Below are 25,884 nucleotides of genomic sequence, written 5' to 3'. Positions count from 1 at the left end.
CCCACGCCAGACCCGGGACCTGCAACTTCAGGTTGAAACGCGCTCACTGACAGTGGGCATGTGCTGCGGCAGGGGTTAGGGGATTTGCTGTGGGGTCGTGGTGGCCGCCGCGCGTTCGATGCGCCAGCCGCTGGTCAACGTGAGAATCGAGCCGGTCCAGTAGCCGGGAGGTCGCATGTCGTGCCGGCTGCGAGGACCCTCACGCTGCTGGTGTGCCCGGGCGAGCCCGACGGCGACCGCGCAGGGCACCGGCAGCACGTCGCCGCACCCGACGGGATCGGCACCCTCGCCTCCTATGCCACCGAGGTCGCGCTCCCGGTGAAGGGCACCTGGAAGAACCCCGCGATCGGCAGCGCCCGCGCCGACATCGTCCTGACCGCCCCGGAAGCCGGCGTGCCGCTGCTGTTCATCGAGGTCGAGCACCGAGGAAGCCGTCCTGATCGGCAGGAAGTTCGACAAGTACGCCCGGTTCTTCCTGCGGCAGGAGAAGGACACCGACGGCATCGAGAAGCCGCTGTGGCGCACCCGCTGGTCCGCGCCCCCTTCCGAGGAGTACGAGCGGGTGCACCCGCCGGTCCTGCTCGTCTTGCACCAGGTCGGCCTGCGCTCCGCCAAGAGCCGGATGGCGAAGGTCGCCGACCTCACCCGCCACCACTGGCAGGGGCGATGGCATCCCGAGGGCGGCTTCCCCTCCAGACGGATGTGACCGAGCACGTCAGCCGGCCGATCTGGCGCCCGCCCGGCGTCCCGTGGTGAGGAAGGCGCTTTCACGCTTCCGTGTCGACAGCGGCCGTGCGCGAGCGAAACAGCGGGGCTATGGGCGCTGCTTCAGCCGGTCGACGATCGCCCAGTCCACCACGTGTGACAGCTGGATGTACGTGTTGTCGCCGGACGCCGAAGTCCGTTCGTCGCGGAAGCCCAGGAATTCATAGGATTCCGGGTCGAAGATGAGGTACTTGCCCGTCGGGAACGAGCTCTCGGGGTAGGAGATCCCCACCCCGGTGCGCCCGCCGGAGTCCTTCACTCCCGGAACTGCCTTGACACCGGGCACCAGGGCCAGCGCCTTGTACGCGGCGGGACGCAGCCCCTGGGGCAGCACCGGCCATTTCAGGAGCTCACCGAGCAGGAAGTAGGCGTGGGACCATTCGGGTTCGGTGAAGTCGCCGATCGACCTGCTGGACGGTCCGCCGTGGGCGATGTACGGGATGAGTTTCCTCGGGTCGGTGGGCAGCTTCTTCAGGTTGCTCCACTCTCGAGGCGGCCACACGCTCTCGCCCTTCTTCAAGGGCTCCTCCCAGATCACCCGGCCGAGTTCCATGGTCAAGGAGCGCTTGGAGCCGTCGACGGAGTCCCAGTTCACGTCTTCGTAGGTTTTGACCGTGCCGGTCTTGCGTTCCGTCTCCTTGATGATCCGCTTCGAGTAGATGAACTGGTCGTCGCGCGGCGCCACGGGCTTTTCGTCCCTGCCCGTCTGTGCTGCCGCCCCGTTCAGCACGGTCACGGCGCTGACGTTGCCCATCCTCGGGGTCGCCGTGTCCGATACGCGGTCGGCACGGTCGGGGTGATCGCCCCCTTCGGCGCCGTCCTCGGTGATCAGTATCGCCGTTCCGGTAACCGCCACGGCGACCACGGCAGCTGTCGCGAGGCGGAGCGCGTGGCGGCGGCTGGGGGCGGCGTCGGAGTGCTGCTGCGCGCGCGCGATCGCGTTGAGCAGCCGGTAGCGGGCTTTCGCTCGGGTCGGGTCGGTGAGCGGGGCGGCGTCCGTGTCCCAGTCCCGCAGGAGTTCGAGTTCGTCAGTCATGGCCGGGTACCTCTCGCAGTGTCGTGGGATCGGATCCGCCCAACGCTTCGCGTAGCTTGCTGCGAGCCCGGTGCAGCCGTGATCTGACCGTGCCGATGGGGACACCGAGGGCCTGGGCCACCTCCTCGTAGCCGAGACCGCCCCACGCCACCAGCAGTAGCACGTCCCGGTGCCGTGCGGGCAGCGCGGCCAGTGCCGCTGCCAGCTCGCGCCGTACGGCCTGTGCCCCCACCCGGGCCGCGGCACGGTCGGCCAGCGGCTCGTCGTGATCGGCCGGGGCCGGGATGCGGGCCATGGCTTTGAAGCGGCGGCCCTCGGCCCGCCGGTGCCGGCCGACCAGATTGGTCGCTATACCGAACAGCCAGGGCCGGGCGCCGCCGCCCGGGGCCCGCGAAGGGTTGTACCGGTGCCGGTGCTGGAAAGCGGTGGTGAAGGTCTCTGCCATGAGGTCGTCGGCCGGCTCGCCACCGAGCCTGCGCGCCAGATAGCGATGTACCTCATCCGCGTATCGGTCGAAGAGCACAGCGAATGCTTCGGGCTCATCCCGGGACCGCGCAATCACCGAGGCATCGCTCTCCGCTCCCGTGCAGACGCCTGGCCCGACGGTCATCGGGGCTCCTCTCGTTCAAGGGAACATGCATGGAAGGCTTGGGCTTTCCTCTCTCCTTCGCCGCTCGCCTCCGGCGAGTTCCCTCCGGCTCGCACTGCTGGAGATGCGAGTCCCGCCTTCCCGTCGGACAAGGACAGCATCGTGCAGGCTGAGACCTGTCCCGTAAATCATCTAAGGCATGCCCGGTGAGCTGCGCCTTCGTTGCTGGCCGGCGAGGCGAGGTTGTGCCGGCGGCGGCCGGACGCCATCACACTGCGGGCCATCGCCCGCGAGATGGGCATGACCGCCAACGCCATCTACGGGTACTTCCCGACAAGGGACGACCTGGTCACCACACTGGTCAACGACGTGTACACCGCCTTGGCCGACGCTGTGGACACGGCCTGGGCAACCACGCCCTCCGCCGATCCCGCCGTCCGGATCGAGGCATGGGCCAACGCCTTCCGGACCTGGGCCCTGGTCAACCCCCAGGGGTTCCGCCTCATCTACGGCGACCCCGTGCCCGGCTACCAAGCCCCCGAGGGAGGCCCCGCCCCGGATGCCGCACGCCGGGTCTGCACCGGGTTCACCGCCCTCGCGGCAGCCGCCTGGCCCTACGCCCGACACCTCTACCAGGACAGCATCTTCGACGGGTGCGGCTCTTCTAGAGGGACCCGGTGAGCTGGGCGGATACCTGCCATCCTTGAGAAGGAGTTGCACCCCCCGCTTGTCGTTCGACGGCGGAAGCGATAGCACCGGTCAGCGCTCAGCAGGCTCCCACCACACCAGATTGGCGGCTGCCTGGGCCACCGGCTCGATGATCTCCCATCCTTCGGTGATCAGCCCCTCGTCGATCCGCCAGATATCGACGACCGCGATCTCCGGCCCGGCATCGGGGAGCCGTCGCCGCGAGTGCATCACGACGTGATCACCGTCGGCCAGAAGGTGGTGGACGTCGACCCGTATATCGGCGAGCGGGATGAGCGCCGCCTGTACGGCGTCGAGCCACTCCGCCTTGGTCGAGGAGGTCGAGTCCGGCCTGTGATGGACGAAGTCATCGCTCAGCAACGGTTCGAGCGCGTCGACGCTGCCCGCCTGGATCAGTTCCGCCAGCGCCCGTTGAACGATGCTCTTGTTGTCTGTGGTCATGGACGCAGTGTTTCCGCGGTCGCAACGGTTGTCGATGAAGTCGGATTTCATGGCGTACGGCTCCACGATGAGTACTCTCGATGACCATGCATACGGTCGGGGAGCTATTGCGGCAGTGGCGGCATCGCCGACGACTCAGCCAACTCGATCTTGCGATCGCGGCCGACGTCTCGGCTCGTCACGTCAGCCTGGTCGAGACGGGCAAGTCCAATCCGAGCGCCGACATGGTCCAGCGGCTCGCGGACCAGCTCGATGTGCCGTTGCGTGAGCGCAACCGGCTGCTGCTCGCGGCCGGCTTCGCACCCCGGTACGCCGAGCGGCCACTCGATGACGACGCGCTGTCGGCGGCCCGGGACGCGGTCGAGAGGGTGCTGCGCGCGCATGAGCCGTACCCGGCGGTGGCCTTCGATCGCCGGTGGAACATCGTGATGACCAACCGCGCGGTCGAGCCGTTCTTCGCGGAGGTCGATCCCGACCTGCTACGGCCGCCGATCAACCTGGTGCGGCTGGGATTGGACCCGCGCGGGTTCGCTCCTCTGGTCGTCAACCTGGCCGATGTGCGTGTGGTGTTCCGTTCCCGAATCAGGCGTCAGCTCGCCGTTGCTCCCGACGCTGAGCTCACTGCGCTCTATGAGGAACTGCTGGAGCCCAATTCCGAGGACGTGTCGAGCCGATCGGTCGAATCCGATGTCGTGATCCCGATGATCCTTCGCTTCGACGGACGAGAGCTGCGGCTGTTCTCGACCATCACCACATTCGGTACCCCGATGGACATCACGCTGGACGAGGTAGCGATCGAGTCCTACTACCCGGCGGACGCGGAGAGCGCCGCCTACTTCGAGGAGTCCAACGGTGATGTTCGAGCAGTCGCCTGTCCCTGATCTCCTGCCGTGACGGTGGAGGAGGCGGTGTCGATGGTGTCTTTGATCGAGGAGCTACACCTGCGCCGCAACGGAGACCCAGTCCTTACCCACTGCCTCACGGTTGCCGCGATCGTCGCCGGCCTGCGCATGCCGCCGTCGGTCGTGTGTGCCGCCCTGCTGCATGACCTTGAGGACACCGCCTGTCCGCCCAACCGTCCGGCTGACCGATTCGGTACCGACATCGCTGGCTTGGTGGCCGCCCTCCCCACCGCCCTGCTCGGTCCGACCCTGCCGGCAGGCAGAGTCACCGAGCCGCCGACACCCCATACCGGCCCGTCGCAGCAGATGGCCGTGCTGACCATCCGACTCGCCGACCGGCTGCACAACTTGCGCACCAGCGCCTGCCTCTCCCCGGCCACCCGCTACCGCATAGCCCGCGAAACCCTCGAGGTGTTCGCCCCGGTGGCCCGCACAGCAGGCCTGCACACCGTCGGCCGCGAACTCGACGCCCTCGCCTCAGCCGTCCTTCACCCCTCACCCTCCGCACACGGCACATCCGCACGCGTACTGACCATCCTCAACCTGCTGCTGCCCACCCGGCAGCGCGCACGCTGGCAGGAGGAATGGAACGCCGAACTGGCCGCCCACGCCACCCGCCGCGCCCGTATCCGTTTCACTGCCCGCGTCCTGCGCAGCACACCACGGCTGTCCATGACACTGCACCGCCCGACCGCCCGACAACGCCGATGGTGAGCGTCGCGGCCCGCGTCGGGGCCCTGCTGGGAGCAGCATCGGGATGTGTGATGGCCATGGCGCACGCAGACCTGACCGCCTGGGCGGCCAGTTGCTCACCGCAGCCGCACTCCTGGTGGTGGCGATCGTCCTGTTCATCCCCAGTGAGACCCCCGCCCGGCGGCTGGGGCAACTCATCGAAGCATGGCGCAGTCCGACAGGTCCGGCGCTCCCGCCCTCACCCGACGCGGACGGCCCCTGACAAGCGGGGCCCTCATCAGCAGGCGGGCCTGCCCGGACAGGGCGCGCGGCCCGTCGCCACCTGCCCTATGGAGAAGCTGCTGCGCACAAAAGAGCCTGGTCTGTGAGGCCGGGACTCATCGGTGCTGCGGGTCGCGCAGCAGACCGGTCCCGTATTTCTGCCAAGAACCATCGGCCGCTACGGGTGTGCCGCAGCAGTGTCATGCGCCGGCTGCGGGCTGCCCCTTTGCCTGCTCCGGTACCGCAGGAGCGGTGTAGAAGACGGACGTACCCTGCTTGCTGCGCTGCGCCTGGGTTTTGGCCACCAGCCCTTCGAGCGTGGTGCGTACCACGGTTGTCTTGACGCTGCGGTCGGGATGAGCCTTGCCGAGGGTTGCGGCGATCTCCGCCGCCGAGCGCGGCTCGCTCTGCTCGGCGAGATGGCCGCGGACCAGGTCGACCAGCGTCGGCTGCACCGTCTTCGCGGATTGGGCCTTGCCGGAGCCCTTCTCGGCGGCCGGCTTCTCCGCCTTGTCTCGACGGGGCGCCGGGGCGGTCTTCTTCGTCCGTGCCCGCTTGCCCGTACCGGACTCGGCGGCCTTCTTCGTCGCGCGGGGGGCAGGCACCGCGGCGCTGTCCGGCAGGGCCGAAGGCTCTGCGGAAGCCGGTGCTGCGCCGATCGCCTGCTGGATGCCGACCAATACCGTGTGGTCACGCTGGTGGGCGGCCAACTGCTCCTGAAGGGCGGCGATTTCCGCGCCGATCCGCTGCTGCTCCTTGGCGTTGCGTTCGAGGTCGGCACTTACTTGAGCGGTGTACTGCGATGTGAGTTCAGTAGCGGAAACGTTCTCGGACATGGAGCGCAACCTTTCCTCGGCCTGGAGCCGGAGTTGAAGGGCCTGCACACATGTGTGCCTTCCCGGGTCCGGTGTCTGCGGGGTAGCAGCCATATTCAGTGCACAGTGCCCCGCCATAGAGATAGTACGGATATCCGGAGTGGGCTGTTCGTCCCGGACATGTCTGTGAGCTTGGGCCTCAGCCCTCAGTGGTCCGGCAGTCGGGTTCGCGGAGGGGCGAGCCCAGGACGCGTGTAATGCATGGGCAGTTGCCAGACGACCTCATCGGTCTCCCGGTCACGGCGCCAGGCAGTCAGCGTGCGCAGAGCCACCAGCCGGTCCAGGAGCTCTCCTGTCTGGTGAGGGGAATGGCCGCACAGGCGAGCGAGAACGTCCATGCCGGTGCCCTGGCTGCCATGGCCGGACAGGTGCGCCGCCAGCACCAGAGCAGCCAGCCGCAGCACGGGTGGTGCGGCGCCCGGCGGGACCAAGGGCGCACAGTGAAGCGCCCAGTGAGCGGCGCGACGGCGCGCGGTGCGGCCGGGTGTCTGCTCCAGGACCGCATCGTCGAGCAGGTGCACGGTCACCGGCGCCGACTTCAGGACCGGCATCTCCAGCCACCGGTCCTGGGCCAGTTCCTGCCACAGTTCGCGACGTCCCTGCAGACGCATGCCGCGCAGCAGGCCCGCAGGGAGCCGGACCTGGCCGCGGGTGTCGGCGCGCAGGGCGCACTGCATGGCCAGCAGCCGGGCGGCGGGGGAGGTGAAGTGGGGGAGCGCCGATGCCAGGTAGGTGAGCATCTCCCGCACGCGCACCCGTTCGTCGCGCCCGACCTCGGGGTTGTCGCGAGTGGCCGGGGAGCAGGCGTCCGGATCAATGCTGCGAGGACGGAGCAGCGTGTCCGGCACGACGGCGGTGTGGCTGGTTGCCGCCGCGCAGGCCGCGCAGGTGTCGGCCAGGCGCCAGATGCGGCCGCTGCGGTCACCGGTGAGCGCGAGCAGCGCAGGCCCGCCGCAGCCGCGGTGACGCGGATGCCAGGAGCAGCCGCGCTCACGGCACTGGCAGGTACGCAGATGCCTGGGCAGCGCGTCAGCGCGGACGTGACAGGCCAGGTGGGCCAGGGCGGCGGAGCGTGCGGAGACGGCCGCGAGGGGGCGGGGGAGCGAGGTGCAGTGAGCGCAGACCACACGAGATCCCTCCGCTCGCGGATGCAGTTCCACCGTCCACGTACGTCGTACTGCCGCATGCGTGCTGGCAAGCCTCATCGGCTGTTCGTCCTCCCGTATGCCCCATCGCGGCGATGACCCGGTGCCGGGCCGAGCCGGACGGTAGTGCAGATCCCTGCACCGCAAACGTCACTCCCGTCCAGGCAAATAGTGCAGAAGTCTGCACTGGCAGGGCAGGTGTCTGCACCGTCGGATGGTGGAGTGACGATCTTGCCGCCCGACCCCGACCTCACCGCGCTGCGCGTCGAACTCGCGCGCCTGCGGGGCGAGCGCGGCTGGACCTTCGACGAGCTCGCCGAGCGCAGCGGCCTGGCCCGGCGCACCCTCATCGATCTCGAGCACGGCCGCACCACCGGCAGCGTCACCACCTGGCACGTCCTCGCCCACACCTTCGATGTGCCGATCGAGCAGCTGCTGGGCACCCTGTGCGACGACCACACCCCGCCCGGCGCACCCAACTCCTGAGCCCGCTGCGCCCGTCCGCGAATCACCCGAACCGACGAACACACCTCGAACCCAGCGACGTTGCAAGACCGGACGTTCGATGCCGTTGCGCTTTGCGGGTGACGCCATCCCGCTCCTGCTCTGTGCCGCCAGGTGCCGCCTGGCACGGTCCGGGCTATGCGACCCCACTCCGCCCCCACCGGCCGTCACTGGGACGGCAGCACCCGCATCACACGTGCCCGCCGCCCGCTGCAGGTGACCGCCACCAGCCCCAGCCGTCTCCTGCGCGCCGCGCAGAACGGTCGCTGCCGCCAGTGCGGCCACCGCATCGACTGGTACCAGCGTGCCGACCAACAGCCCATCGCCCTGCATCCAACGGAACTGGCCGCCTCCCACGTCCCCGAATCGTGCCGCTGGCACCTCAGCGGTGGCATCGCCCACCCTCACGGCGACGGCAGCGCCTGGTGCCGCATCCCGCACTACCTGCTCTGCCCAGCCCGCACCACCGCGCGGACCGGCCCGCACCTCGAAGCCGTCCGCCGCCAACTCGCCGTCCGCACCCGCCGCCTGATCGACACCGGCCAGCTCCCTGCGGCCCCGCCTGCTGCCTGCGAACCACCCGGGCCAAAGGCCGCGAATGGGCCTACGTGAAGATCGCCGACGACTTCAACCCGCCCAAAGACAGCGAACAGCACGACGACAAGGGCTGCGCTGTGCCGGGCCCCGTCGACGACGGCGAAGCCCGCCTCGCCTACGTAGCCGTCACCCGTACGCGCCGCTGCCTCGACCTGGGCGGACTGTCCTGGATCGACCGCCACCCCGACGGCAGGCGCGAAGCCAGATCGTGATGAGAACGCGCGTGCAAGAGCACACTCCACTCGTCGTCCTGGCCCTGAGCCATCAGCAAGACGAAGCCCCCGAGGGAGACCTGGACTCTGCTCGCTTCGGAGCATTACCGGCCGGTTTACACGGGCCGCATGGCCGCGTTCGACACAGGGGGAGGTACCTGACCGTTTCCGCACCTGGTCGGACGACCAGGTGCGAGCTGAGGCCCGGCTGCTGCGTTGGATGCAAATGCCACGCACGCCTCCGCGCTGGCGGACCGTTTCGAGGTGGTGTGCCACCATGACCCCGGGCCCAACAGCACGGTGTTTCGAAGATCAGCCGGTGGCCATAGCGGAGAATCCCGAGTCCAGCCGCCAGACAGGTCCGTCATCTCCGGCAAGGCCAAGCAGAACGCCGTGAAGTCCATGATCCTCATGGACGCAGAGGGGCAGATGCTCTTCGCCGGCCCGGTGCGGCCGGACAGTCGCGCTCGAGCAACCTTGGTGTCCGCCAGTGCCGGCGACTGGATCCCTGCGGCGGTCCAGGGCGAGGCGGCGCATCCCGAGCTTTCGCGTTTGGGTATTGATTGCTCATGGTCTCTGTGCCATATGGAGGTGTTCTGGAAGGGACAGAAAATCCATTCCAGCTCCTCAGGCAGTGATTTCGATGAACACGACCACGATCTCGCGCCGGCAGCAGCGTCCCGAGCTGCAAGCAGCCTCCACCGGTGAGCACGTGTTCGGTCTGCTTCTGGAGCACGGGCCTCTCGCTCCCGCCTCAGCCCGTCATGAGGCCCGCCCTGTTCTGGCCGCGTGGGGACTGGACGACGACCAGATCTACGAAACCCTCCTGGTCATCTCCGAGCTTGTTACCAACGCTGTCTCCCACGCAATGCCGCCCGTTGTGCTGCACCTGCTCGCCTCCACCGAAGGCTCCGGACCCGTTGAAGTCCATGTCAGCGACGGCGGCCCCGAGACCGCCCCGGACAACTGGGCCGCCGCCCGGCCCGCCGACGAACACGGCCGCGGCGACATGATCGTCTCTGCCCTCACAAGCCAGGCCGGATCCGGACTCGAAAGCGAAGGTCTCATCGACCACTGGGCGAGCTTCGACGCGGCCTGACTACGCGCGCCTGCCGACGATCTTCCAGAGCGCGTCCGCGATATCGCACAGCTCCAGCAGCGGGCCGGCGTCCCGTAGAACCAGAACGCATCTGCGCTGCCATTTCTCCCTACCAACCACGGATCAGCGCATGACTTCAGCCCGTCTGCCCAGCAACCTGGAGCCCGGCTTGCGCCGATGCCCCGGAGGCATCTCGTGAGCGGGTCGACGTCGCAGCGAACCGTCTGGCAGCTGTCTTCGTGCGCTTCGTCATATGCGGAGGCGGGTGGGTAGCACCCAGCGGTGCGCTGATCCTGATGGACGGCAGCCTCCCCCTGGTGGTGGCCAACGCGCTGATCACTCCTGTTTCCACCGTGGTTGCCACCGAAAGTCCATCAGCGCGTTACCTTCCGTAGCCCACGTGGTGGGTGGGTCGTACATCTGCAGTCCTCGCTGACAGTGGACCCCGGCGGCGGGGGAGGATGATCGGTGCCTCTTCGATCGGAGGGGAAGGCACTGGTGAGCGCCGCAGGCGGGGTGAGGGTCAGGGAACGTGACTGGTCCCCCGGTGAATGCCCGCGTGGTCGGTACCGCGGTCAGGGCGGTGCCGATCCGCTCGGGTATCCACGCCTTGAGGGCGCCGATCACCTTTAGGCGGGCCGACGCAGGAGACTCCTACCCGGCAAATGCAGGCCAGCCGTGGCTCCGATGACAGTTGTCTGTCACGGGCGCGTGATCATAAGGATCCAGCTCTGCCGAACGAGGAACCCATGGCCCCCGGTGTGCGGAAGCGCACCCCGACACGGCCCGCTCCACGCTCTGGGTGCGTCGCGTGGCCGTCGTTGCCTCCTGGTCGCCGCGGGCCAGTGCCCGGGCGCGGTCCTCGCCGAAGCGGTGGTTGACGAGCGCGATGGAGCTCGGGTGCACCGTGGCGACGCCGCTGGCGGTGAAACGCCTCCGGTTGTTCTCCGCTGGCGTCCAGCTCGTGCACACCGGCCGCCGCCGCTGGCTCTGCATCCCGCCCGATGGTTCTGGACCGCCGTCATCACCCACGCGATCGTCAGGCTCCACGCCTTGCCGAACCCCAGCTGACAGCCACTTCGACCGTCCCGACAACGACTTCGACAGCATGGACCGCCCCACCGGCACCACCAACGCGGACCACACCTCCACGAAGGTGAAGTACCCCTCGCCGTTCGAGATCCGCCACTTCGACGAGAACGACAACGAGTCCTTCGCGGTGGCGGACCTGAACGGGCGCACCGTGACGTCCGGCACGGTATCGGAGAACGGTGATGTGAAGGTCACGTTCAAGCAGGGCCCCAGTGGTGTCCTGGAGACGACGGACCCGAGGAACACGACCACGTCGACATACGACACGCTGGGCCGCCTCACCAAGTCGGTGGACGCCAACGCGGGGACGACCACACGCAAGTACAACGGCTTTGGTGACATCCGTGAGAGCGGGCACTCGGAATCCAGCAGCCGGCAGGTCGCCTCCTTCGACGACCTGGGCCGCACCACCACGGTCGCGGAGTACACCGGTCTGGCCATGACGGGCCAGAGCACGACGGCGTGGGACAGCGGCGCGCACGGCATCGGGAAGATCGACTACACCACCAGCCGCGACGGCATCAAGACCACGTACCGCTACGACGTGCACGGCCGGCCCGCCGGGACGGACTACACCGACAGCGGCACCGTCTACAGCACCGACCTGACGTACACCGCTGCGGGCCGTCCGGACACGGTCGCCTACCCGCAGGTTCCCGGGCGCACCGACCGGTTCACGGTCAAGTACCAGTACACCGACTTCGGGCAGCTCTCCGAGATCGGTGACAACAGCCCCGGGCGCGCCTACCAGAAGCTGTGGAAGACCCAGGGTCTGGGTGCCGACGGCAGTCTCACCGAGGGCTCCTACGGCAACGGTGCCATCGCCACCGTCCGGGACTACGACCCCGCCACCGGCAGGCTGAAGAAGACCACCGACACCAACAGCGCGAGCACCAAGCTCACCGAGACCGGCTACGAATACTACGACAACGGAAACGTCAAGCGCCGCAACGACACCACCGTCAACCACCGGGACGAGACCTACACCTACGACAAGCTCAACCGGCTCACCGGCTGGAGTCTGACCACCCCCGCCGACTACGTCCGGCCCACCACCTACACCTACAGCACCGCCGGCAACCTCAACCAGGTCAAGGTCAACGGCACGGTCACCGAAACCGACCAGAACAAGGACGCCGCACACCCCAACGCCGTGTCCTCACGCACCGCCGACGGCAGCACCACCACCTACGGCTACGACAGCATGGGCCGACAGCTGACCGGCGCCGGGCGGACCCTCACCTACCAGGGCATGGCCCTGACCCCGAAGACCGTCGCGCAGGGCTCCACCACCTGGAACCTCACCTACACCGCCGACGGCCGGCGGTTCAAGAAGGCCGCCGGCAACACCGTCACCACCTACATCGGCGACCTCTACGAGAAGCGCCAGACATCCTCCGGCACCACCCACGTCTTCCACGTCGCCGGCCCGCCCGGAAGCGTCGCCCAGGTCACCTACAGCGGCACCAGCACCGCCACCACCGAATACACCCTCACCGACCCCCAGGGCAGCACCGCCACCGTCACCAGCAGCAGCGGCACCAGCCCCCAGCGCCAGTACTTCGAACCGTTCGGCAGGCGCACTGATGCCAACGGCCTGGCAGTCAACAACGGTCCCACCGGCATCACGCAGGGCTACACCGGCCACGAAATGGACGACGACTTCGGCCTCATCAACATGAAGGGCCGCCTCTACGACCCCCAGACCAAGCGATTCCTCGCCCCCGACCCCCACATCACCAACCCCGACGACCCCCAGAACTGGAACCCCTACAGCTACGTCAGCAACAACCCCGTCAACGCCACCGACCCCACCGGCTACGACGGCGAAGGGGACTGCTTTTGCTCCAGCGAGGGCGGCGCCTCCTACGCGGCCGGCGGCGCGACGATGTCCAGCCTCCCCGGTTACACCATTCCGACCTCGACATACGCCAACCCCAACAACGGCTTCTCCACGATCACCGGCTCCACGACGGTCACCCTCTACAACCAGGCCGCGGTCTCTTCCGGCTCCCAGTTCGAACAAGCGGCCGTCACCGACGGCATCGTGGACGACGGGCAGGTCAGCGAGGCCTTGGAGGCCGCCGACACGGCCGAGTGGATAAAGGCCAGCTTCCCCAAGGAGCAGAGCAGGAACTACAACACCGGCAAGGACCTCGTCGAGCAGAAGCAGATGGCGGCCGACTACAAGGAGGCCTTCACCACCTCCTCCGACCCCTACGAGCAGGCCGCGAAGGAAGCCGCCGCCGCCGAACGCCTGAACAGCGTCGTCGAGGAGGCCGGCAACCGGCTCTACAGCGATCCCGAGACCACCGGCACGTCCGCCACCTGGATCAACGAGGCCGTCACCGTCCTCAAGGACTACGGATACGCCGACTGGCAGCTCGACCATGAGGCCATCGGCCTCATCGTCCGCAGCGAAGGCGGTCCCACCCCCTACGCCATCAACACCACCGACAGCAACGCCGTACGAGGACACCCCTCCATCGGTCCCATGCAGGTCGTCGAGAACACCTTCGACCGCTTCCGGCTCCCCGGACACACCGACATCTTCAACCCCGTCGACAACATCATCGCCGGCGTCCGCTACGGAGTAGCCGGCTGGGGAAGCATGTCCGAAGTCCCAGGCGTCGTCTCCCTCCGCAACGGCAACCACTACACCGGATACGACTGGCCCAAGGGCAAACCCTGGTAACAACGCCCACACCCACCTGAACGGTAGACGACACCACCAACAGCACATGAACGCCCGGCTGGGAAACCCAGCCGGGCGTTCTCCATCGAGAGGCTGAAGCCTTGCTGGTGACCATCGTCCAGATGCGAAGCCTCAGGTGGCTGTACTCGGGGACAGCGGGCACCGGGCCGCAAAGAGGTCTCACACGCCACCGCGGCCGGCGAGTTGAGCGTGTCTGAAAGATCGTGTAAGTCCGTGATGTGACAGCCTGGCCCGGGGCTCGGCCTCGGGCTCTTGGGCCGGGCAGATCGGACGAGTCATGGCAGACAAGACGGAACCGGTTGCCTCTGCGGCCGGGGACGAGATGGTGAATGAGGTCGCCGAGCGGTTGCTCGACAAGGCCGATGCTTCCGGGGTGGCTCTGCTCGGTGAGGGTGGGCTGCTGACGGAGATCACCAAGGCTGTTCTGGAGCAGGCTCTGGAAGCCGAGATGAGCGGGCATCTTGGCTATGAGCGGGGCGATTTTGCTGGTCGCGGGTCGGGAAACTCCCGCAACGGGCCCTCGCCCAAGACAGTTCTCACCGATGCCGGCGCGATCGCTCTGGCGGTGCCGCGGGACCGCAACGGCGACTTCGAACCGCGCCTGGTCCCGAAGAACGCCCGTCGGCTCTCCGGGTTCAACGACCGGATCCTCTCGCTTTACGCCCGCGGAATGAGCGTGCGTGACATCCGTTCCCACCTTGCCCAGATCTACGGGGCCGAGGTCAGCCCCGACCTGATCAGCAAGGTCACCGATGCCGTGGTCGATGAGCTCGTGACCTGGCAGAACAGGCCCCTCGATGCCGTCTGGCCCATCATCTACATCGACGCATTGTGGGTGAAAATCCGCTCGGGTTCGGTGACCTCCAAGCCGGTCTACCTGGCCGTCGGGGGTCGACATGGACGGCCACAAGGACGTCCTGGGCCTATGGGTCGGCTCCGAGGGCGAGGGCGCCACCACATGGATGGCAGTCCTGTCAGAACTACGCAACCGCGGCGTCGAAGACGTCTGCATCGTCGCCTGCGACGGCCTGAAAGGCCTGCCCGACGCGATCACCGCGACCTGGCCCAAGGCCACCGTCCAGACCTGCGTGATCCACTTGACCAGGGCCTCGCTCCGGCTGTCATCGGTGCGGGACCACCCCAAACTGGTCCCGGCCCTCAAAGCGATCTATGCAGCCCCGACCGAACAGGCCGCCGAACAGGCCCTCGACAACTTCGAGGCCTCTGACCTGGGTCAACGCTACCCGGCGATCGTCCGGACCTGGCGGTCGGCCTGGCCGGAGTTCACGCCCTACCTGGCGTTCCCGCCGGCCATAAGGACGGTGGTCTACTCCACGAACATGGTCGAGTCGATCAACTCCCGGCTCCGCAAAGCCACCCGCAACCGCGGCCATTTCCCCTCGGAACAGCCGCGTTGAAGGTCCTCTACCTCGCGGTCCGCGAGCAGATCAACCCCAAAGCGCGCGACGCGAACCACGTCGCCGCACACTGGAAAGAGGCACTGAACCAGTTCTCACTCTTCTTCGAGGACCAGCTCAGCATCCAATGACACCAACCGACTACACAAGATCGCTGACACGCCCGGTTCGCCTTTCTGATCGTGCGCTTCAGGCGCGGGTCAGGGGCGGTGTCCGCGGGGGGTTGCCCAGGAAGAAGGCCCTGGGCAACCGCTGCTGCTGATGGTGCCGGTGTTCGCTCGTGCAGCGGGAGCACCGGGGGGATCGCGACCTTCTCGGTGAGGAAGAGGTGTGTGACGATGCACTCCGCCGCGTTTCCGTCGTCGTACTGGACGAACCGGCGGCGGAAGACCGCGCGGAGCTCAGCTGCCGCCGGGCCGTTCCAGGCGCCCGAGCGGAAGGTCTCGATCAGCTCGTCCTCGGTGGTCGCCGTCGCTCCCGGGGTCTCGCCCGGGTTGTCCGAGAGAACGTCGAAGTACACGCCGCGCGCCTTGCGGTAGACCTCCCAGTCGTCCGCGTAGGTGATGATCGGGCGGTCGAGGCACGCGTAGTCGAACATGATGGAGAAGTAGTCGGTGATCAACGCGTCGGCCGCCAGGCAGGATCCTCCACGACCGGATACCTCGACACGTCCTTGATCAGGCCGCGCTCCTGGAGCGCGGCCAGGCGGGGGTCGTTCCGTAGAAGTAGTGGGTGCGTACGAGCGGGACATAGTCGGGGCCGAGTTCACGGCAGAACCGCTCCAGGTCGACGCGGGGGACGTATCCCTTCTGGTGTCAGTTATGCACGGTTGGGGTCGTTCACATGTGTGCCGCCATGGGCTCCGGTGCTGTCTCCTGGTGGGGCTGTGCTGGCGTGCTGCTCCGGCTGCGGTAGAGGAAGGCCGTGATGACGGCGCCGAGAGCGAAGATGCCGGCGGACCACCAGAAGGCGGTGGTGAAGCTGTGCAGTTGGGCTTGGGCGAGCGTGTCGGCGCTGGGGGTGTGGTCTGCCAGGTAGGCAGTCGCGGCGCTGGCGGCGAGAGTGTTGAGCAGGGCCGTGCCGATGGAGCCGCCGACCTGCTGCATGGTGTTGACGGTGGCGGAGGCCGCGCCGATGTCAGTGGGGGCGACACCGGCGGTGGCGATGCCGAGGGCGGGCGGCACGACGTGGCCGAGGCCGAGGCCGATGATCAGCAAGGGCGGCAGGACGTGGCTGGCGTAGGGGGTGTCGAGGCCGATTCCGGTGAGCCAGGCCAGGCCGGCGGCTGCGAGCAGCATGCCCGCTGGGACGGCGATGCGGGGTCCGAGCCGCCGGACGGTGAGGTTGGTGGAGATCTGTGCGGACACGATGAGTGAGCCGATCATCGGGAGGAAGGCGACGCCGGTGCTCACCGGGCTGTAGCCGAGCGTGATCTGAAGGTAGTAGGTGAGGAACAGGAAGATCCCGAACATGCCGCTCGCGGCGACCAGGACGGCGGTGAAGGAGGCGGCGCGGTCGCGGTCGCGCAGGATGCGCAGGGGAAGGAGCGGGTTGGCCGACCGGGTCTGCCAGAAGGCGAACGCGGCGATCAGTGCCACTCCGGCGGGCAGGAGGCCCCAGGTCGCCGCGGAGTCCCAGCCGTTGGACTCGGCCTTGGACAGGCCGTAGACCAGGCAGAACAGTCCTGCGGAGACCAGGGCCGTGCCGGGCAGGTCGAGAATGGGCTTGGCCCCGCGCTCAGTGCGGTGGAGGTTCAGGGCGCCTCCGACCAGGGCGAGTGCTGCGAAGGCCAGGTTTACGTACAGGGTCCAGCGCCAGCTCAGGTGCTCGGTGAGCAGACCGCCGAGCAGAAGCCCGATCGCGCCGCCGGTGCCCGCGATGGCGCCGAAGACGCCCAGCGCCTTGGCACGTTCCTTGCCCTCGGTGAAGGTGACGTTCAGCAGGGTGAGGGCCGAGGGGGACAGGATCGCCCCGAAGACGCCCTGCAGGGCGCGCCCTACGATCAGCAGCTCGAAGTTCCCGGCGGCGCCCGCCAAGGCGGAAGCAACCGCGAAGCCGGTGACTCCGACGAGGAAGACGCGCTTGTGTCCGAACAGGTCCGCCAGGCGTCCGCCGACGAGGAGCAGGCTGCCGAAGGCCAGGGAGTAGGCGGTCACCACCCACTGCCGGTCGGAGTCAGAGAAGCCGAGATCGTGCTGGGCGGAGGGCAGGGCGATGTTCACGATCGTGGCGTCGAGGACGACCATCAGCTGGGCGACGCCAATGACGGCCAGCACCCACCAGCGGCGGCGGTCCAAGGGGAGTGCCTCGGCGGAGCGGGGCGGTCGGACAGACATATGGAGGAACTCCTGCTCAGGAGGCGGAGGGAAGTGGCGCACGGTGCTGGCCGGCACGCAGAATCGGCGTCGTCGGCGGCAGCCCTCTAGAATGAATTCACCAGGTGCTGATATTTAATTCTGCACGTGGTGAATTGCTGTGTCAAACCCATGCCAGGAGGCTCGCCATGACCCCACCCACCCGGCTCGGACGCCGCCCGGGAGAAACCGGCACCCGCGAGACAATCCTGGAAGTGGCGCGCCGCAAGTTCGCCGAACTCGGCTACGACCGGACGACGATGCGGAGCGTGGCGGTCGAGGCCGAGGTCGACGCAGCCCTGGTCTCCCACTTCTTCGGCTCCAAGCAGCAGTTGTTCGCCGCAGCAGCGCCCCTGCCGTTCGACCCGGAGACCGTGCTGGCCGAGCTGCTCGGCGGCCCAAGAGAGACCATCGGCCGGCGGCTGGCAGCCCACGTTCTGGGAACCGTCGACACCACGGACGGACGGCTGAAGATCACGGGGCTGATCCGTGCGGCGGCTTCCGAGGAGGCGGCCGCCAGGGTGCTGCGCGAGCGGGTCACCCAGGCCATGCTCGTTCCCCTTACCGAGGGGCTGAACGTGCCCCAGGCCCGGTTGCGCGCCGCCCTGGCCGCATCACAGGCGGTCGGACTGATCATGGCTCGCGATGTGATCGGCCTGGAGGTACTGGCCGAGACCGAGACCGAGATCCTGGCCGGAGCGGTCGGCCATGTACTCCAGCACTACCTCACCGGGCCCCTGGTCCTCTGACCCGTCACGACAACTGCGCCGGAGCTGTCATGCACACGGACCACGTAGCCCACCCAGTACACCAGCCGGGCCTTCGCCGACGCCTGCCGCAAGGCCGGCGTCCGTCAGTCGATGAACGCGATCGGAGCCGCTGATCGAACCCGATCGGCACAAACGGTACGGACGGCAGATCGAGATCAGGAAGGTGCCCGGCGGGCCGGAGGCCGTGATCGCGCGGGCGGAGACTTCCGGACAGGACGGGCACAAGCTGCTGACCGCCCTGTGGTCTCCCAGCACGCCTGGCCGGCTGCGGGCTCTTGCCCAGGTGGAGATCCTGCGACAGGTATGGGTCCACCACTACTACTGGGACGAGGAAGGACAGCTCCGCTGGCGCGACGGGCACACGCTGCCACAGGCAAGCCTGCGCTTTGACTCTCCCTACCACACCGACGCGCACCACTGCACCAAGAACGGCACCGAGTGGAGCGGCTATCGCGTGCACTACACCGAAAACCTGCGAGGAACAGCGACCCGAGATCGTCGTGCACGTCGCCACCACGATCCCCCCGGTCCAGGACGTCCGGCTCACTGAGCAGGTCCACGACATCGTAGGCCAAATAGCTCTGGTGCCAGCCGAGCACGTGGTCGATGCCGCCTACATCACCCCGGCGCACATCCAACGCGCCCAGGAAGTTCACGGGATCACACTGCTCGGCCCGATCGTCGCCGACCACAACCGCCAGGCCAAGAGCGGCCACGGCTTCGGGAAGTCCGCCTTCACATCAACTGGGGGAATCAGTAGGCCACCTGCCCCCAGGGCCACCTCAGCCGGGAATGGCGCCCCCTGCGCATGAGCGGCCACGACGACGTCCAGGCCAAGTTCGACAAGGCCACCTGCCTGGCCTGCCTTGTCCGCCCCTCATCTCATTTGGTGAGTCGGCGGTAGCAGATGAGGGTGCAGGCGATGGCGGCGAAGGCGAGGAAGTGTTCGGCTTTGCGCTCGTAGCGGCGGTGGAGTCGGCGGCAGCCGGCGAGCCAGCCCACGTGGTGGGTGGGTCGTACACCTGCAGTCCTCGCTGACAGTGGACCCCGGTGGCGGGGGAGGATGATCGGATGCCTTCGGAGGGGAAGGCACTGGTGAGCGCCGCGGGCGGGGTGAGGGCCAGGAAACGTGGCTGGTCCCCGCGTGGTCGGTGCGCTGCTCTCGGGGACCGTTCGGTGGTACCGCTTGGGTAGCCTGCTGTCTCCTGGACCTCGGTACATGCACAAAGACGATGAGGTGGTGTGGCATGGGCTCGTCGTCATGGGGTGCCGAGCTACTGAGTGGGCTTAAGCCGTTGTTCCGGGTGGTGCTGTTCGTGTGCCTGTGCGCTCTCGCGCTGCCGTTGTGGTTCGCCGCGCACAACACTTATCGGTTCATCGACGGGCACCGCACGAACACGGAAGGATACGTGCACTGCGAGTCGGGCGGCCCATGTCGCGGCGTGTGGCGTCTGCCTGGAGGGCAGCGTGGGACCGGTGAGATCCGCGGTCTCTCCTTCGCTGCCGATGAAGAGCTTTTGACGGACATACCGCTGTTCGCGGGCCAGGACTGGGCTGTCGCCGACCGCTCTGACCTGCTTGTACGCGCAGCTTGGGAATTCGTCAGCACGGGGATCGGCACGGCTCTCGTCTTGTGGATCGCCTGGAACAGGTCCTACAGCAGCGGTTGGCGCGATGAGATGAAATAGTCCTGACTTTCGGGACCGAGCGGTGAGTTGAACATTCGGTCAGGTGGAGGCACATCGCTGTGAGTCGTGTTCCGCGAGGCTTCGCCTGGCCGGCCAGGTACAGCTCCCTACCAGGGTAAATGGGGCGGCGGGACGATCTGCTGGCCCGCAGCCGTTTCCGCGTCGTCGCCGTCAGAAGTGGATGTCAAAGGCCCCGGACCATGATCGGGCCGGGGCCGCTCCCGTGTGCTCTCGGCAGGATTCGAACCTGCGACACCCGCTCTATTAGGCGGGCTGACGCAGGAGACTCCTACCGGCGAATGCAGGCCGTGGCTCCGATGGCAGTTGTCTGTCACGGGCGCGTGATCATAGGGATTGAGCTCTGCCTAACGAGGAACCCGTGGCCGCCGGTGTGCGGAAGCGTGCCCCGACACGGCCCGCTCCACGCTCTGGGTGCGGCCCTCGTTGCCTCCTGGTCGCCGCGGCCAACCTCCGGCCTGCGGTCACCAGCCTCGGGCCGGTTCTCGAAGAGGTGCGTGCGAGCCTCGGGATGAGCGCCACCGCAGCGGGTGTGCTCACCTCCGTTCCCGCAGTGTGCTTCGCCTGGTCGGCTCTGTCGCGCCCCGTCTCGCCCGTCGTCACGGGCCCGACGGTGTCATCGCCGCCGGTATGGCCGCGATCGCGGCCGGACTCGCCCTGCGTCCGGTCGTCGGAGGAACCGGCCTGTTCGTCGCCCTGAGCGCCCTCGCCCTTGCCGGGATCGCAGTGGCCAACGTCCTCCTGCCCGTCGTCGTCAAGCAACGCTTCCCCGGACCCGTTCGGCCTGTACTCCATGACCCTCATCCTGGATCGAGCGCCGACGCCGTCACCATCGCGCTGGCGGAGGTCTTCGGCAGTGACTGGCGGGGTCGGCCTGGGGCGTGGGCCGCCATCGCCCTCGTCGCCTTACCCCCGTGGCTGGCCCTCGCCCGCGGTCCCGCTGAGCGCATCGCGGACACCGGCACCCGCACCGGCACCGGCACCGGCACACCGAGCTCGCCACCCGGTCCCGGCATTCGCATGCCCCGCAGTCCGACCGCCTGGTCACTCGCCGTCTACTTCGGACTCCAGGCCACAGGCAGGGAGGGTGTGCGATGCCGACGCTGATAGCTCCGCTGTTCACGGCATCGGCAGCACTCATGCTGGAGCTAGTGCCGCGACAGGCAACGTTCGCCCCGTCGCGACGCCCGGCACGCACTCTCGCCGCACCGGCCGAAAGCCCAGGTACGTCCAGTACGAGGACTTCCGGCCGGCACGCCGAGAGCACGCACCGGACGCCGCTCCTTGACGGGCAAACGTTGCCCGCCGCGGCACTAGAAGGCGCGCCGTCGGGCGCGTGGGATATCTTCTTCCCCGGCCGGGGCTGTCCGATCAGTCGTCGCCCGCCGGTGCCTTCGCCAGAGTGACGGCGGCACGGATGGCATGGCCGAGGTCGATCCTCGAGCGCTCCCGGTCATGATGGACCTCGTACTGGATGACGAGGCCGTCCAGCATCGCCACGGTCAGGCGTGCCAGTTCCGTCAGATCGATCCCGAGGGGCCGGCGTTTGGGCTCCTGGTCGAGGGCGCTCTGGAAGGCTTCCTGCGCGGTCCTCGAGTAGCGCGTGTACTGCCATTCTGCGAGCCGTTCGAGACCCGGGGTCCGGCGGCAATAGATGGTGAGTTCGTACTGCATGAGCTGCAGTCCGTCGTCGCCCACGGCATAGGCCCAGAAGGCGTGCAGCCCATCGTGGATCGCCGCGTCGAGTCCTTTTGCGGGGTCGACGGCGTCGCGCAGTACCTGCTCGATCTGATTGGTGATCTCGCCCACGACGGCGGTGAGCAGTTCGTTCTTGTCGCGGAAGGCGTAGTGCACTGCCCCTTGAGGTGCCCCTGCGTACTCGGCGATGCGCCTTGTGGTGGCCCGGTCGAGCCCCTCCCGGGACATGACCTCGATCGCCGCTTTCACGAACTGCTCACGACGTGCTTCGACACTCATGCGGGCCAGCGGAATCGCACCTCCTCAGTAAAGGGCGGGGAAAGTCGCTCCGCGCCCCTTGACGTGTTCCTACTACCCTATTTCACTTGGGCAACTGACTTGGTCAACTAACCAACAAGGGGTTTTCATGATCGAGAACGAAGCTGACGTCGTAGTCGTCGGGGCGGGTCTTGCAGGGCTCTCGGCAGCCCGGGTGCTGGCAGAGGCAGGCCAGGACATCGTGGTGCTGGAGGCTCGTGACCGTGTCGGCGGGCGTACCTGTTCGGTCATCGAGGAGGACGGCAGGCTCGTCGAGTACGGCGGACAGTGGGTAGGCCCCACCCAGGACCGGATGCTGGAGCTGATCGAGCAGTTCGGGCTCGATACGTTCACCCAGTACGCCGACGGCGACAACCTGCAGCTCGTCGACGGCAAGCTGCTGCGCTACCACGGAGCCGTTCCGACCGGTGATCCGCTCATCGCCGCCGACCTGATGGACGCCATGGTGGACCTCACATCCGCCGCCCTGGAGGTGGACACGGCAGAACCGTGGAAGCACCCGCGAGCTACCGAACTGGACGGCCTCACCGTCGAATCATGGATTCGGCAGCAGCCGTACTGCGAAGGCGCCAAGGTGTGGCTGCGTGCCATGACACGTGCGCTGTTCCCGGCCGAGCCCGGGGAGATCTCCCTCCTGCACGCGCTCTTCTACATCAGCTCGGGCGGTGGCCTGGAGAAGATGATCGGCACCATCAACAGTGCCCAGGAGACCCGGATAACCCACGGGTCCATGCAGGTTTCCGAGCGACTGGCCGAACTGCTCGGCGACAGCATCCGGCTCGGCTGCCCCGTCAGTCGCATCGAGTACACGGACAGCGGCGTCACCGTCCACCACGACGGCGGCATCACACGCGCCCGCCGTGCGGTCGTGGCACTGGCCCCGACCCTCGCCGGACGCATCCGCTACAGCCCACCCATGCCTGGCCTGCGCGACCAGCTCACCCAGCGCATATTCATGGGCTCCTCCATCAAGATAAGCGTCGCCTACGCGACGCCGTTCTGGCGTGAGGACGGCCTCAGCGGTCACATGATGGGCGACAACACCCTGGTCCAGGTCACCTTCGACCAGACACATCCTGACCGCCCCGAGGGTGTACTCGTCTGCTTCGTTGACTCCAACTCGGCCCGTCGAGCCCTTGCGATGACCGCTGAAGAACGTCGCGCCCACGTCATCGAGGACCTTGTGACCTACTTCGGCGAGAAGGCCCGCCACCCCGTCCACGTCCACGAGAAGCTGTGGATGGAGGAGGAGTGGTCGCGCGGCTGCTACACCGGGATCCTGTCCCCAGGCACCTGGTCCACCCTTGGCCAGGTCCTGCGCACTCCCGTCGGACCCATCCACTGGGCCGGTACGGAGTACGCCACCGTCTGGAGCGGGTACATGGACGGGGCGGTGCGCTCGGGCGAGACGACAGCAGCGGCGATCCTGGCCGAGGCCGGCCGATGAGCGCGGCGCAGAGCGTTGACGCAGCGGAGCTCCACGAAGCCCTCGTCGACTACGCGAAGAAGGCCAACCAGAGCCCGAGGGTGGCGAAGACACTGGCCGCCTGGTCGTGCCGTATCCACATCGAGGCGACCGACCAGCCGGACGCCCTTTTCACCTTCGTCATCGACAAAGGGCACACCTCGCCCGCGGTCCGCGGCGCTGAGGGCGTGCCGGACCTGGTCGTGCGCGGCAACAGCATGGACCTCGCCGAGATCTTTTGGGGAGACGCCAACCCCGTCTCCAACTACATGCAGGGAGCCATCCGGACACAGGGCAGGGCGGACGACGTCATGCGCCTGGACGCGATGGCCATGTTCATCTTCCTCGGCCAGTGACCCCGGAGTCATCATGAGCGAACCACCCGTCCTCAGCCGCGCGTTGGGGCTCGGAGGGGCATCGGCCATCTCCACAGGTTTGGCCTTCGCCGCCATCAACTTCCTGGGTATCGCACAGCTCCTCACGTACATCAGCGGTCCGCTCTCATGGATCGCGATCCTGGGCGCCGCTGTCCTCATGCTCGGAGTCAGGGCACTGTTCTCCGAACTCAACGGGATGCATCCCAGTGCCGCGGGTATCCGGCTCTGGATGGCACGGGCCATGAACGACCGCCTCGCCCTCATCATCACGCTGACGTACATGACCGCGATCGTGCTGGTCATCGCTGCGGACGCCTACATCATCGGCGAGGCCATGGCGTACGCCTTCCACAGCGGCCCTCTGGTCACGATCGGTTATGTGGCCCTGCTGCTCGCCGTCGCCACTTGGCTCAACCTGCGTGGCATCAAACTCGCGGGCGCCGCCGAAAAAATCGTCACCACCGTCGTGGTGCTGGTCACCGTCGGCGTGGGCGTCATCGCGATCGCCAGCCCCGGCCATGTGTCACACCCGGGGGCGGGCACCCACAGTTCCCCGCTGCAGGCCCTGGTCCTCGGGATCTTCGTCTACACCGGCTTCGAATGGGTCACCACCAACGCCGAGGAGGTCACCAAGCCGAAGGCCGTACCGCGCGCGATGTTGGTCTCCGTACTGGTGCTGGCCGCCAGTCAGGCCGTATTCGCCGTGGCCATGGGTGCCACCCTCGACAACGCGTCGCTGGGTAGCGCCTACCCCCAACTCCTCGCCGCGCAGCAGGCGATGGGCCACGCCGGCATGCTGGTAATGCTCGCCGTCACCGCACTGACCGCCGTCAACACCTTCAACGGCGGCTTCGTAACCCTCTCCCGATTCATCTACGCAGTCGCCCGCGAAGGCAAACTGCCCCGCCCTCTCACCCGGCTCAACGACCGGGCGGTGCCCGCCCTGCCAGTCTGTCTCCTCGGGGGCAGTTCGCTGGTCCTGGCGGTCGTGGTCGCTCTCACCGGGTCCTTCACCGTCATGGTCTCGGTCTGCGCGGCCCTGGAAATGATGATCTACGCGGTGGCGGGCTTCGTGGTCTGGCGACTGCGCCGCAGCGAACCTGACACCGACCGGCCCTTCCGCGTGCGGGGCGGCGCCCCTCTCGCGCTCGTCTTCACCGTCCTGTTCGGACTGCTCGGCTTGCTTGCCTCTGTGAGTGTCGGCGAGCGCATCCTCCCGATCCCCCTCGCGGTCGTGCTCGGCTGCGCCGCACTGGTCACGGTCTACGTCTTCACCGTCGTGCCGCGCCTCGAACGCCGGGAGGCCGAGGAACTCGCCGCCCGGCGTGCCGCCCGGGCCGTCGCACGCGCTCAGCGCAACACGTCGTCCGCCTCTGAAGGAGCCGCCTCGTGAGCACATCCCACACGCGGGTCTTCGTACCCGACGCCGACGCGACGAGGGTGTCGCTCGGCCAGCACGAGCGAGCAGCGAATAGTTCCGAAGAGCTCAGACGAGTTGCTTGTGCATGACGATGCAGGGTCGCCCGCGCTGGTTGTCGGCGCGGCGGTCGCACTCCTCCCAGCCCAGGGAATTCCAGAAGGCCAGAGAGGTCGGGGTGGCCTCCAGGACGGCTAGCCGGATTCCGTCCCGGCCGTCGTCACGAAATCGGTCCTCGATGAGGCAGGCCAGCCGTCGGCCGACACCTTGGCGGTGAAGGCTGCCGTGCACGAGCAGCAGCCCAATCCAGGGATAGCCGTCCGCAGGATGCTGTTCAAGCACGCCCACCAGGCCAACAAGCTGGCCTTGCCCGTCTCGGGCGACCAGGACCTCGCAGTTGTCGCTGCTGGCCTCTTCATACAGGTCTGCTTGAACCCGGTCGGGCTCTATGCACTCGGGATCGTATTCGCCGGCGGCGCGGCAGTATGTCGGGTTGCTCTCATAGAGGTCGACGACCTCGCGCATCTCGTCCGGGGAGAATCCGAGCGGGGAAAGAGACAACGTCACCTCAGCGGAGGCGCCGCCGAGCTGGCGTACCTCGGCGAGCGTGGCGACCTCGGTCCCTAGCGGTGCGTCGATCTGCGATGACGTACAACGCTTGGTGGTGTGTTCAGGGAGGTGGTCCATGCTTACCTTCCGTACGGGACAAGGAGAACCCTTGCCGGG

The 25,884-nt window shown here is 67.7% G+C and carries 24 protein-coding genes and 4 pseudogenes; 17 read left to right on the top strand and 11 right to left on the bottom strand.

Annotation, left to right across the window (positions count from 1 at the left end):
* Positions 1-75: 75 nt before the first annotated feature.
* Complete coding sequence (locus OHS71_RS00875) at positions 76-525, bottom strand: hypothetical protein (protein WP_328475752.1); 450 nt, start codon at positions 523-525, stop codon at positions 76-78.
* A 37-nt stretch (positions 526-562) separates the two neighbouring features.
* Here OHS71_RS00875 and OHS71_RS00870 point away from each other — a divergent pair, with 37 nt between their 5' ends.
* Positions 563-706, top strand: a complete 144-nt coding sequence (locus tag OHS71_RS00870; protein ID WP_328475749.1) for a hypothetical protein — start codon at positions 563-565, stop codon at positions 704-706.
* Between the two features lie 108 nt (positions 707-814).
* On the opposite strand, the gene OHS71_RS00865 is transcribed toward OHS71_RS00870, so the two are convergent.
* Both OHS71_RS00865 and OHS71_RS00860 read right to left on the bottom strand, forming a co-directional pair.
* A complete protein-coding gene (locus OHS71_RS00865) occupies positions 815-1,801 on the bottom strand; it encodes a CU044_5270 family protein (protein WP_328475747.1) in 987 nt (328 codons plus the stop codon).
* Positions 1,794-2,411, bottom strand: a complete 618-nt coding sequence (locus tag OHS71_RS00860) for an RNA polymerase sigma factor (RefSeq protein ID WP_328475745.1) — start codon at positions 2,409-2,411, stop codon at positions 1,794-1,796. Before OHS71_RS00860 ends, OHS71_RS00865 begins: the two co-directional genes overlap by 8 nt.
* A 201-nt stretch (positions 2,412-2,612) precedes the next feature.
* On the opposite strand from OHS71_RS00860, the gene OHS71_RS00855 reads away from it, so the two are divergent.
* The gene (locus OHS71_RS00855) at positions 2,613-3,071 is read left to right on the top strand and encodes a TetR/AcrR family transcriptional regulator (protein WP_328475742.1); all 459 of its coding nucleotides are present in this window, start codon (positions 2,613-2,615) and stop codon (positions 3,069-3,071) included.
* Positions 3,072-3,149: 78 nt separating this feature from the next.
* On the opposite strand, the gene OHS71_RS00850 is transcribed toward OHS71_RS00855, so the two are convergent.
* Positions 3,150-3,590, bottom strand: a complete 441-nt coding sequence (locus OHS71_RS00850) for a nuclear transport factor 2 family protein (RefSeq protein WP_328475740.1) — start codon at positions 3,588-3,590, stop codon at positions 3,150-3,152.
* 35 nt (positions 3,591-3,625) lie between these two features.
* Between OHS71_RS00850 and OHS71_RS00845 the strand changes: the two genes are divergently transcribed.
* The 3 genes from OHS71_RS00845 to OHS71_RS00835 are packed head-to-tail and all read left to right on the top strand — an operon-like array spanning position 3,626 to position 5,396.
* A complete protein-coding gene (locus OHS71_RS00845; protein WP_328484360.1) occupies positions 3,626-4,420 on the top strand; it encodes a helix-turn-helix domain-containing protein in 795 nt (264 codons plus the stop codon).
* A gap of 33 nt (positions 4,421-4,453) precedes the next feature.
* Positions 4,454-5,155 carry an HD domain-containing protein gene (locus OHS71_RS00840; RefSeq protein WP_328475738.1) on the top strand — a complete coding sequence of 234 codons (702 nt, stop codon included), beginning with the start codon at positions 4,454-4,456 and terminating at the stop codon, positions 5,153-5,155.
* Between the two features lie 43 nt (positions 5,156-5,198).
* Positions 5,199-5,396 (top strand): hypothetical protein, encoded by a 198-nt coding sequence (locus tag OHS71_RS00835; protein ID WP_328475736.1) that lies wholly within the window; start codon positions 5,199-5,201, stop codon positions 5,394-5,396.
* 199 nt (positions 5,397-5,595) lie between these two features.
* Here the strand turns inward: OHS71_RS00835 and OHS71_RS00830 are convergent, their stop codons facing one another.
* Together OHS71_RS00830 and OHS71_RS00825 are read right to left on the bottom strand one after the other, a co-directional pair.
* On the bottom strand, positions 5,596-6,231 hold the full coding sequence (locus tag OHS71_RS00830) for a hypothetical protein (protein ID WP_328475734.1): 636 nt from the start codon (positions 6,229-6,231) through the stop codon (positions 5,596-5,598).
* 185 nt (positions 6,232-6,416) lie between these two features.
* Positions 6,417-7,397 (bottom strand): hypothetical protein, encoded by a 981-nt coding sequence (locus OHS71_RS00825; RefSeq protein ID WP_328475732.1) that lies wholly within the window; start codon positions 7,395-7,397, stop codon positions 6,417-6,419.
* A 240-nt stretch (positions 7,398-7,637) separates the two neighbouring features.
* Here OHS71_RS00825 and OHS71_RS00820 point away from each other — a divergent pair, with 240 nt between their 5' ends.
* The 6 genes and pseudogenes from OHS71_RS00820 to OHS71_RS00795 all read left to right on the top strand — a co-directional run bounded on the left by OHS71_RS00820 (position 7,638) and on the right by OHS71_RS00795 (position 15,184).
* Positions 7,638-7,901, top strand: a complete 264-nt coding sequence (locus OHS71_RS00820; protein ID WP_328475730.1) for a helix-turn-helix transcriptional regulator — start codon at positions 7,638-7,640, stop codon at positions 7,899-7,901.
* Positions 7,902-8,057: 156 nt separating this feature from the next.
* Positions 8,058-8,531, top strand: coding sequence for a DUF6083 domain-containing protein (locus OHS71_RS00815; protein ID WP_328475728.1), 474 nt, complete (start codon positions 8,058-8,060; stop codon positions 8,529-8,531).
* Positions 8,501-8,728 (top strand): annotated as a pseudogene (locus tag OHS71_RS00810) (DNA helicase); the annotation flags it as partial. The gene OHS71_RS00815 and the pseudogene OHS71_RS00810, both read left to right, overlap by 31 nt.
* A 643-nt stretch (positions 8,729-9,371) precedes the next feature.
* A complete protein-coding gene (locus tag OHS71_RS00805; RefSeq protein WP_328475726.1) occupies positions 9,372-9,827 on the top strand; it encodes an ATP-binding protein in 456 nt (151 codons plus the stop codon).
* 1,108 nt (positions 9,828-10,935) lie between these two features.
* Complete coding sequence (locus OHS71_RS00800) at positions 10,936-13,614, top strand: RHS repeat-associated core domain-containing protein (protein ID WP_328475724.1); 2,679 nt, start codon at positions 10,936-10,938, stop codon at positions 13,612-13,614.
* A gap of 343 nt (positions 13,615-13,957) precedes the next feature.
* A pseudogene (locus OHS71_RS00795) lies at positions 13,958-15,184 on the top strand (IS256 family transposase).
* 113 nt (positions 15,185-15,297) lie between these two features.
* Here OHS71_RS00795 and OHS71_RS00790 read toward each other — a convergent pair.
* Positions 15,298-15,868: pseudogene (locus OHS71_RS00790) on the bottom strand (CDP-glycerol glycerophosphotransferase family protein); the annotation flags it as partial.
* Positions 15,869-15,892: 24 nt separating this feature from the next.
* Entirely contained in the window at positions 15,893-17,389 is a 1,497-nt protein-coding gene (locus OHS71_RS00785) for an MFS transporter (protein WP_328475722.1), read from the bottom strand.
* Between the two features lie 167 nt (positions 17,390-17,556).
* Between OHS71_RS00785 and OHS71_RS00780 the strand changes: the two genes are divergently transcribed.
* The gene (locus OHS71_RS00780) at positions 17,557-18,156 is read left to right on the top strand and encodes a TetR/AcrR family transcriptional regulator (protein ID WP_328475720.1); all 600 of its coding nucleotides are present in this window, start codon (positions 17,557-17,559) and stop codon (positions 18,154-18,156) included.
* A 903-nt stretch (positions 18,157-19,059) separates the two neighbouring features.
* On the opposite strand, the pseudogene OHS71_RS00775 reads toward OHS71_RS00780, so the two are convergent.
* Positions 19,060-19,179 (bottom strand): annotated as a pseudogene (locus OHS71_RS00775) (IS5/IS1182 family transposase); the annotation flags it as partial.
* A gap of 245 nt (positions 19,180-19,424) precedes the next feature.
* Between OHS71_RS00775 and OHS71_RS00770 the strand changes: the two are divergent.
* Together OHS71_RS00770 and OHS71_RS00765 are read left to right on the top strand one after the other, a co-directional pair.
* A complete protein-coding gene (locus tag OHS71_RS00770; protein WP_328475718.1) occupies positions 19,425-19,865 on the top strand; it encodes a hypothetical protein in 441 nt (146 codons plus the stop codon).
* A gap of 648 nt (positions 19,866-20,513) precedes the next feature.
* The gene (locus tag OHS71_RS00765) at positions 20,514-20,990 is read left to right on the top strand and encodes a hypothetical protein (protein WP_328475716.1); all 477 of its coding nucleotides are present in this window, start codon (positions 20,514-20,516) and stop codon (positions 20,988-20,990) included.
* 264 nt (positions 20,991-21,254) lie between these two features.
* On the opposite strand, the gene OHS71_RS00760 is transcribed toward OHS71_RS00765, so the two are convergent.
* A complete protein-coding gene (locus OHS71_RS00760) occupies positions 21,255-21,860 on the bottom strand; it encodes a TetR/AcrR family transcriptional regulator (protein ID WP_328475714.1) in 606 nt (201 codons plus the stop codon).
* 127 nt (positions 21,861-21,987) lie between these two features.
* Here OHS71_RS00760 and OHS71_RS00755 point away from each other — a divergent pair, with 127 nt between their 5' ends.
* The 3 genes from OHS71_RS00755 to OHS71_RS00745 are packed head-to-tail and all read left to right on the top strand — an operon-like array spanning position 21,988 to position 25,134.
* Positions 21,988-23,346, top strand: a complete 1,359-nt coding sequence (locus OHS71_RS00755; RefSeq protein ID WP_328475712.1) for a flavin monoamine oxidase family protein — start codon at positions 21,988-21,990, stop codon at positions 23,344-23,346.
* Positions 23,343-23,720 carry an SCP2 sterol-binding domain-containing protein gene (locus tag OHS71_RS00750; RefSeq protein WP_327188129.1) on the top strand — a complete coding sequence of 126 codons (378 nt, stop codon included), beginning with the start codon at positions 23,343-23,345 and terminating at the stop codon, positions 23,718-23,720. Before OHS71_RS00755 ends, OHS71_RS00750 begins: the two co-directional genes overlap by 4 nt.
* Positions 23,721-23,733: 13 nt before the next feature.
* Positions 23,734-25,134: an APC family permease gene (locus OHS71_RS00745; protein ID WP_327188130.1), complete on the top strand. Its 1,401-nt coding sequence runs from the start codon at positions 23,734-23,736 to the stop codon at positions 25,132-25,134.
* A gap of 93 nt (positions 25,135-25,227) precedes the next feature.
* Here the strand turns inward: OHS71_RS00745 and OHS71_RS00740 are convergent, their stop codons facing one another.
* Positions 25,228-25,845, bottom strand: a complete 618-nt coding sequence (locus OHS71_RS00740) for a GNAT family N-acetyltransferase (protein WP_328475709.1) — start codon at positions 25,843-25,845, stop codon at positions 25,228-25,230.
* Between the last annotated feature and the right edge of the window lie 39 nt (positions 25,846-25,884).

The organism is Streptomyces sp. NBC_00377, from assembly GCF_036075115.1.
Classification (GTDB): domain Bacteria; phylum Actinomycetota; class Actinomycetes; order Streptomycetales; family Streptomycetaceae; genus Streptomyces.
The sequence above is the reverse complement of the archived record's forward strand: the minus strand, read 5'-3'. Positions and strand labels throughout refer to the sequence as shown.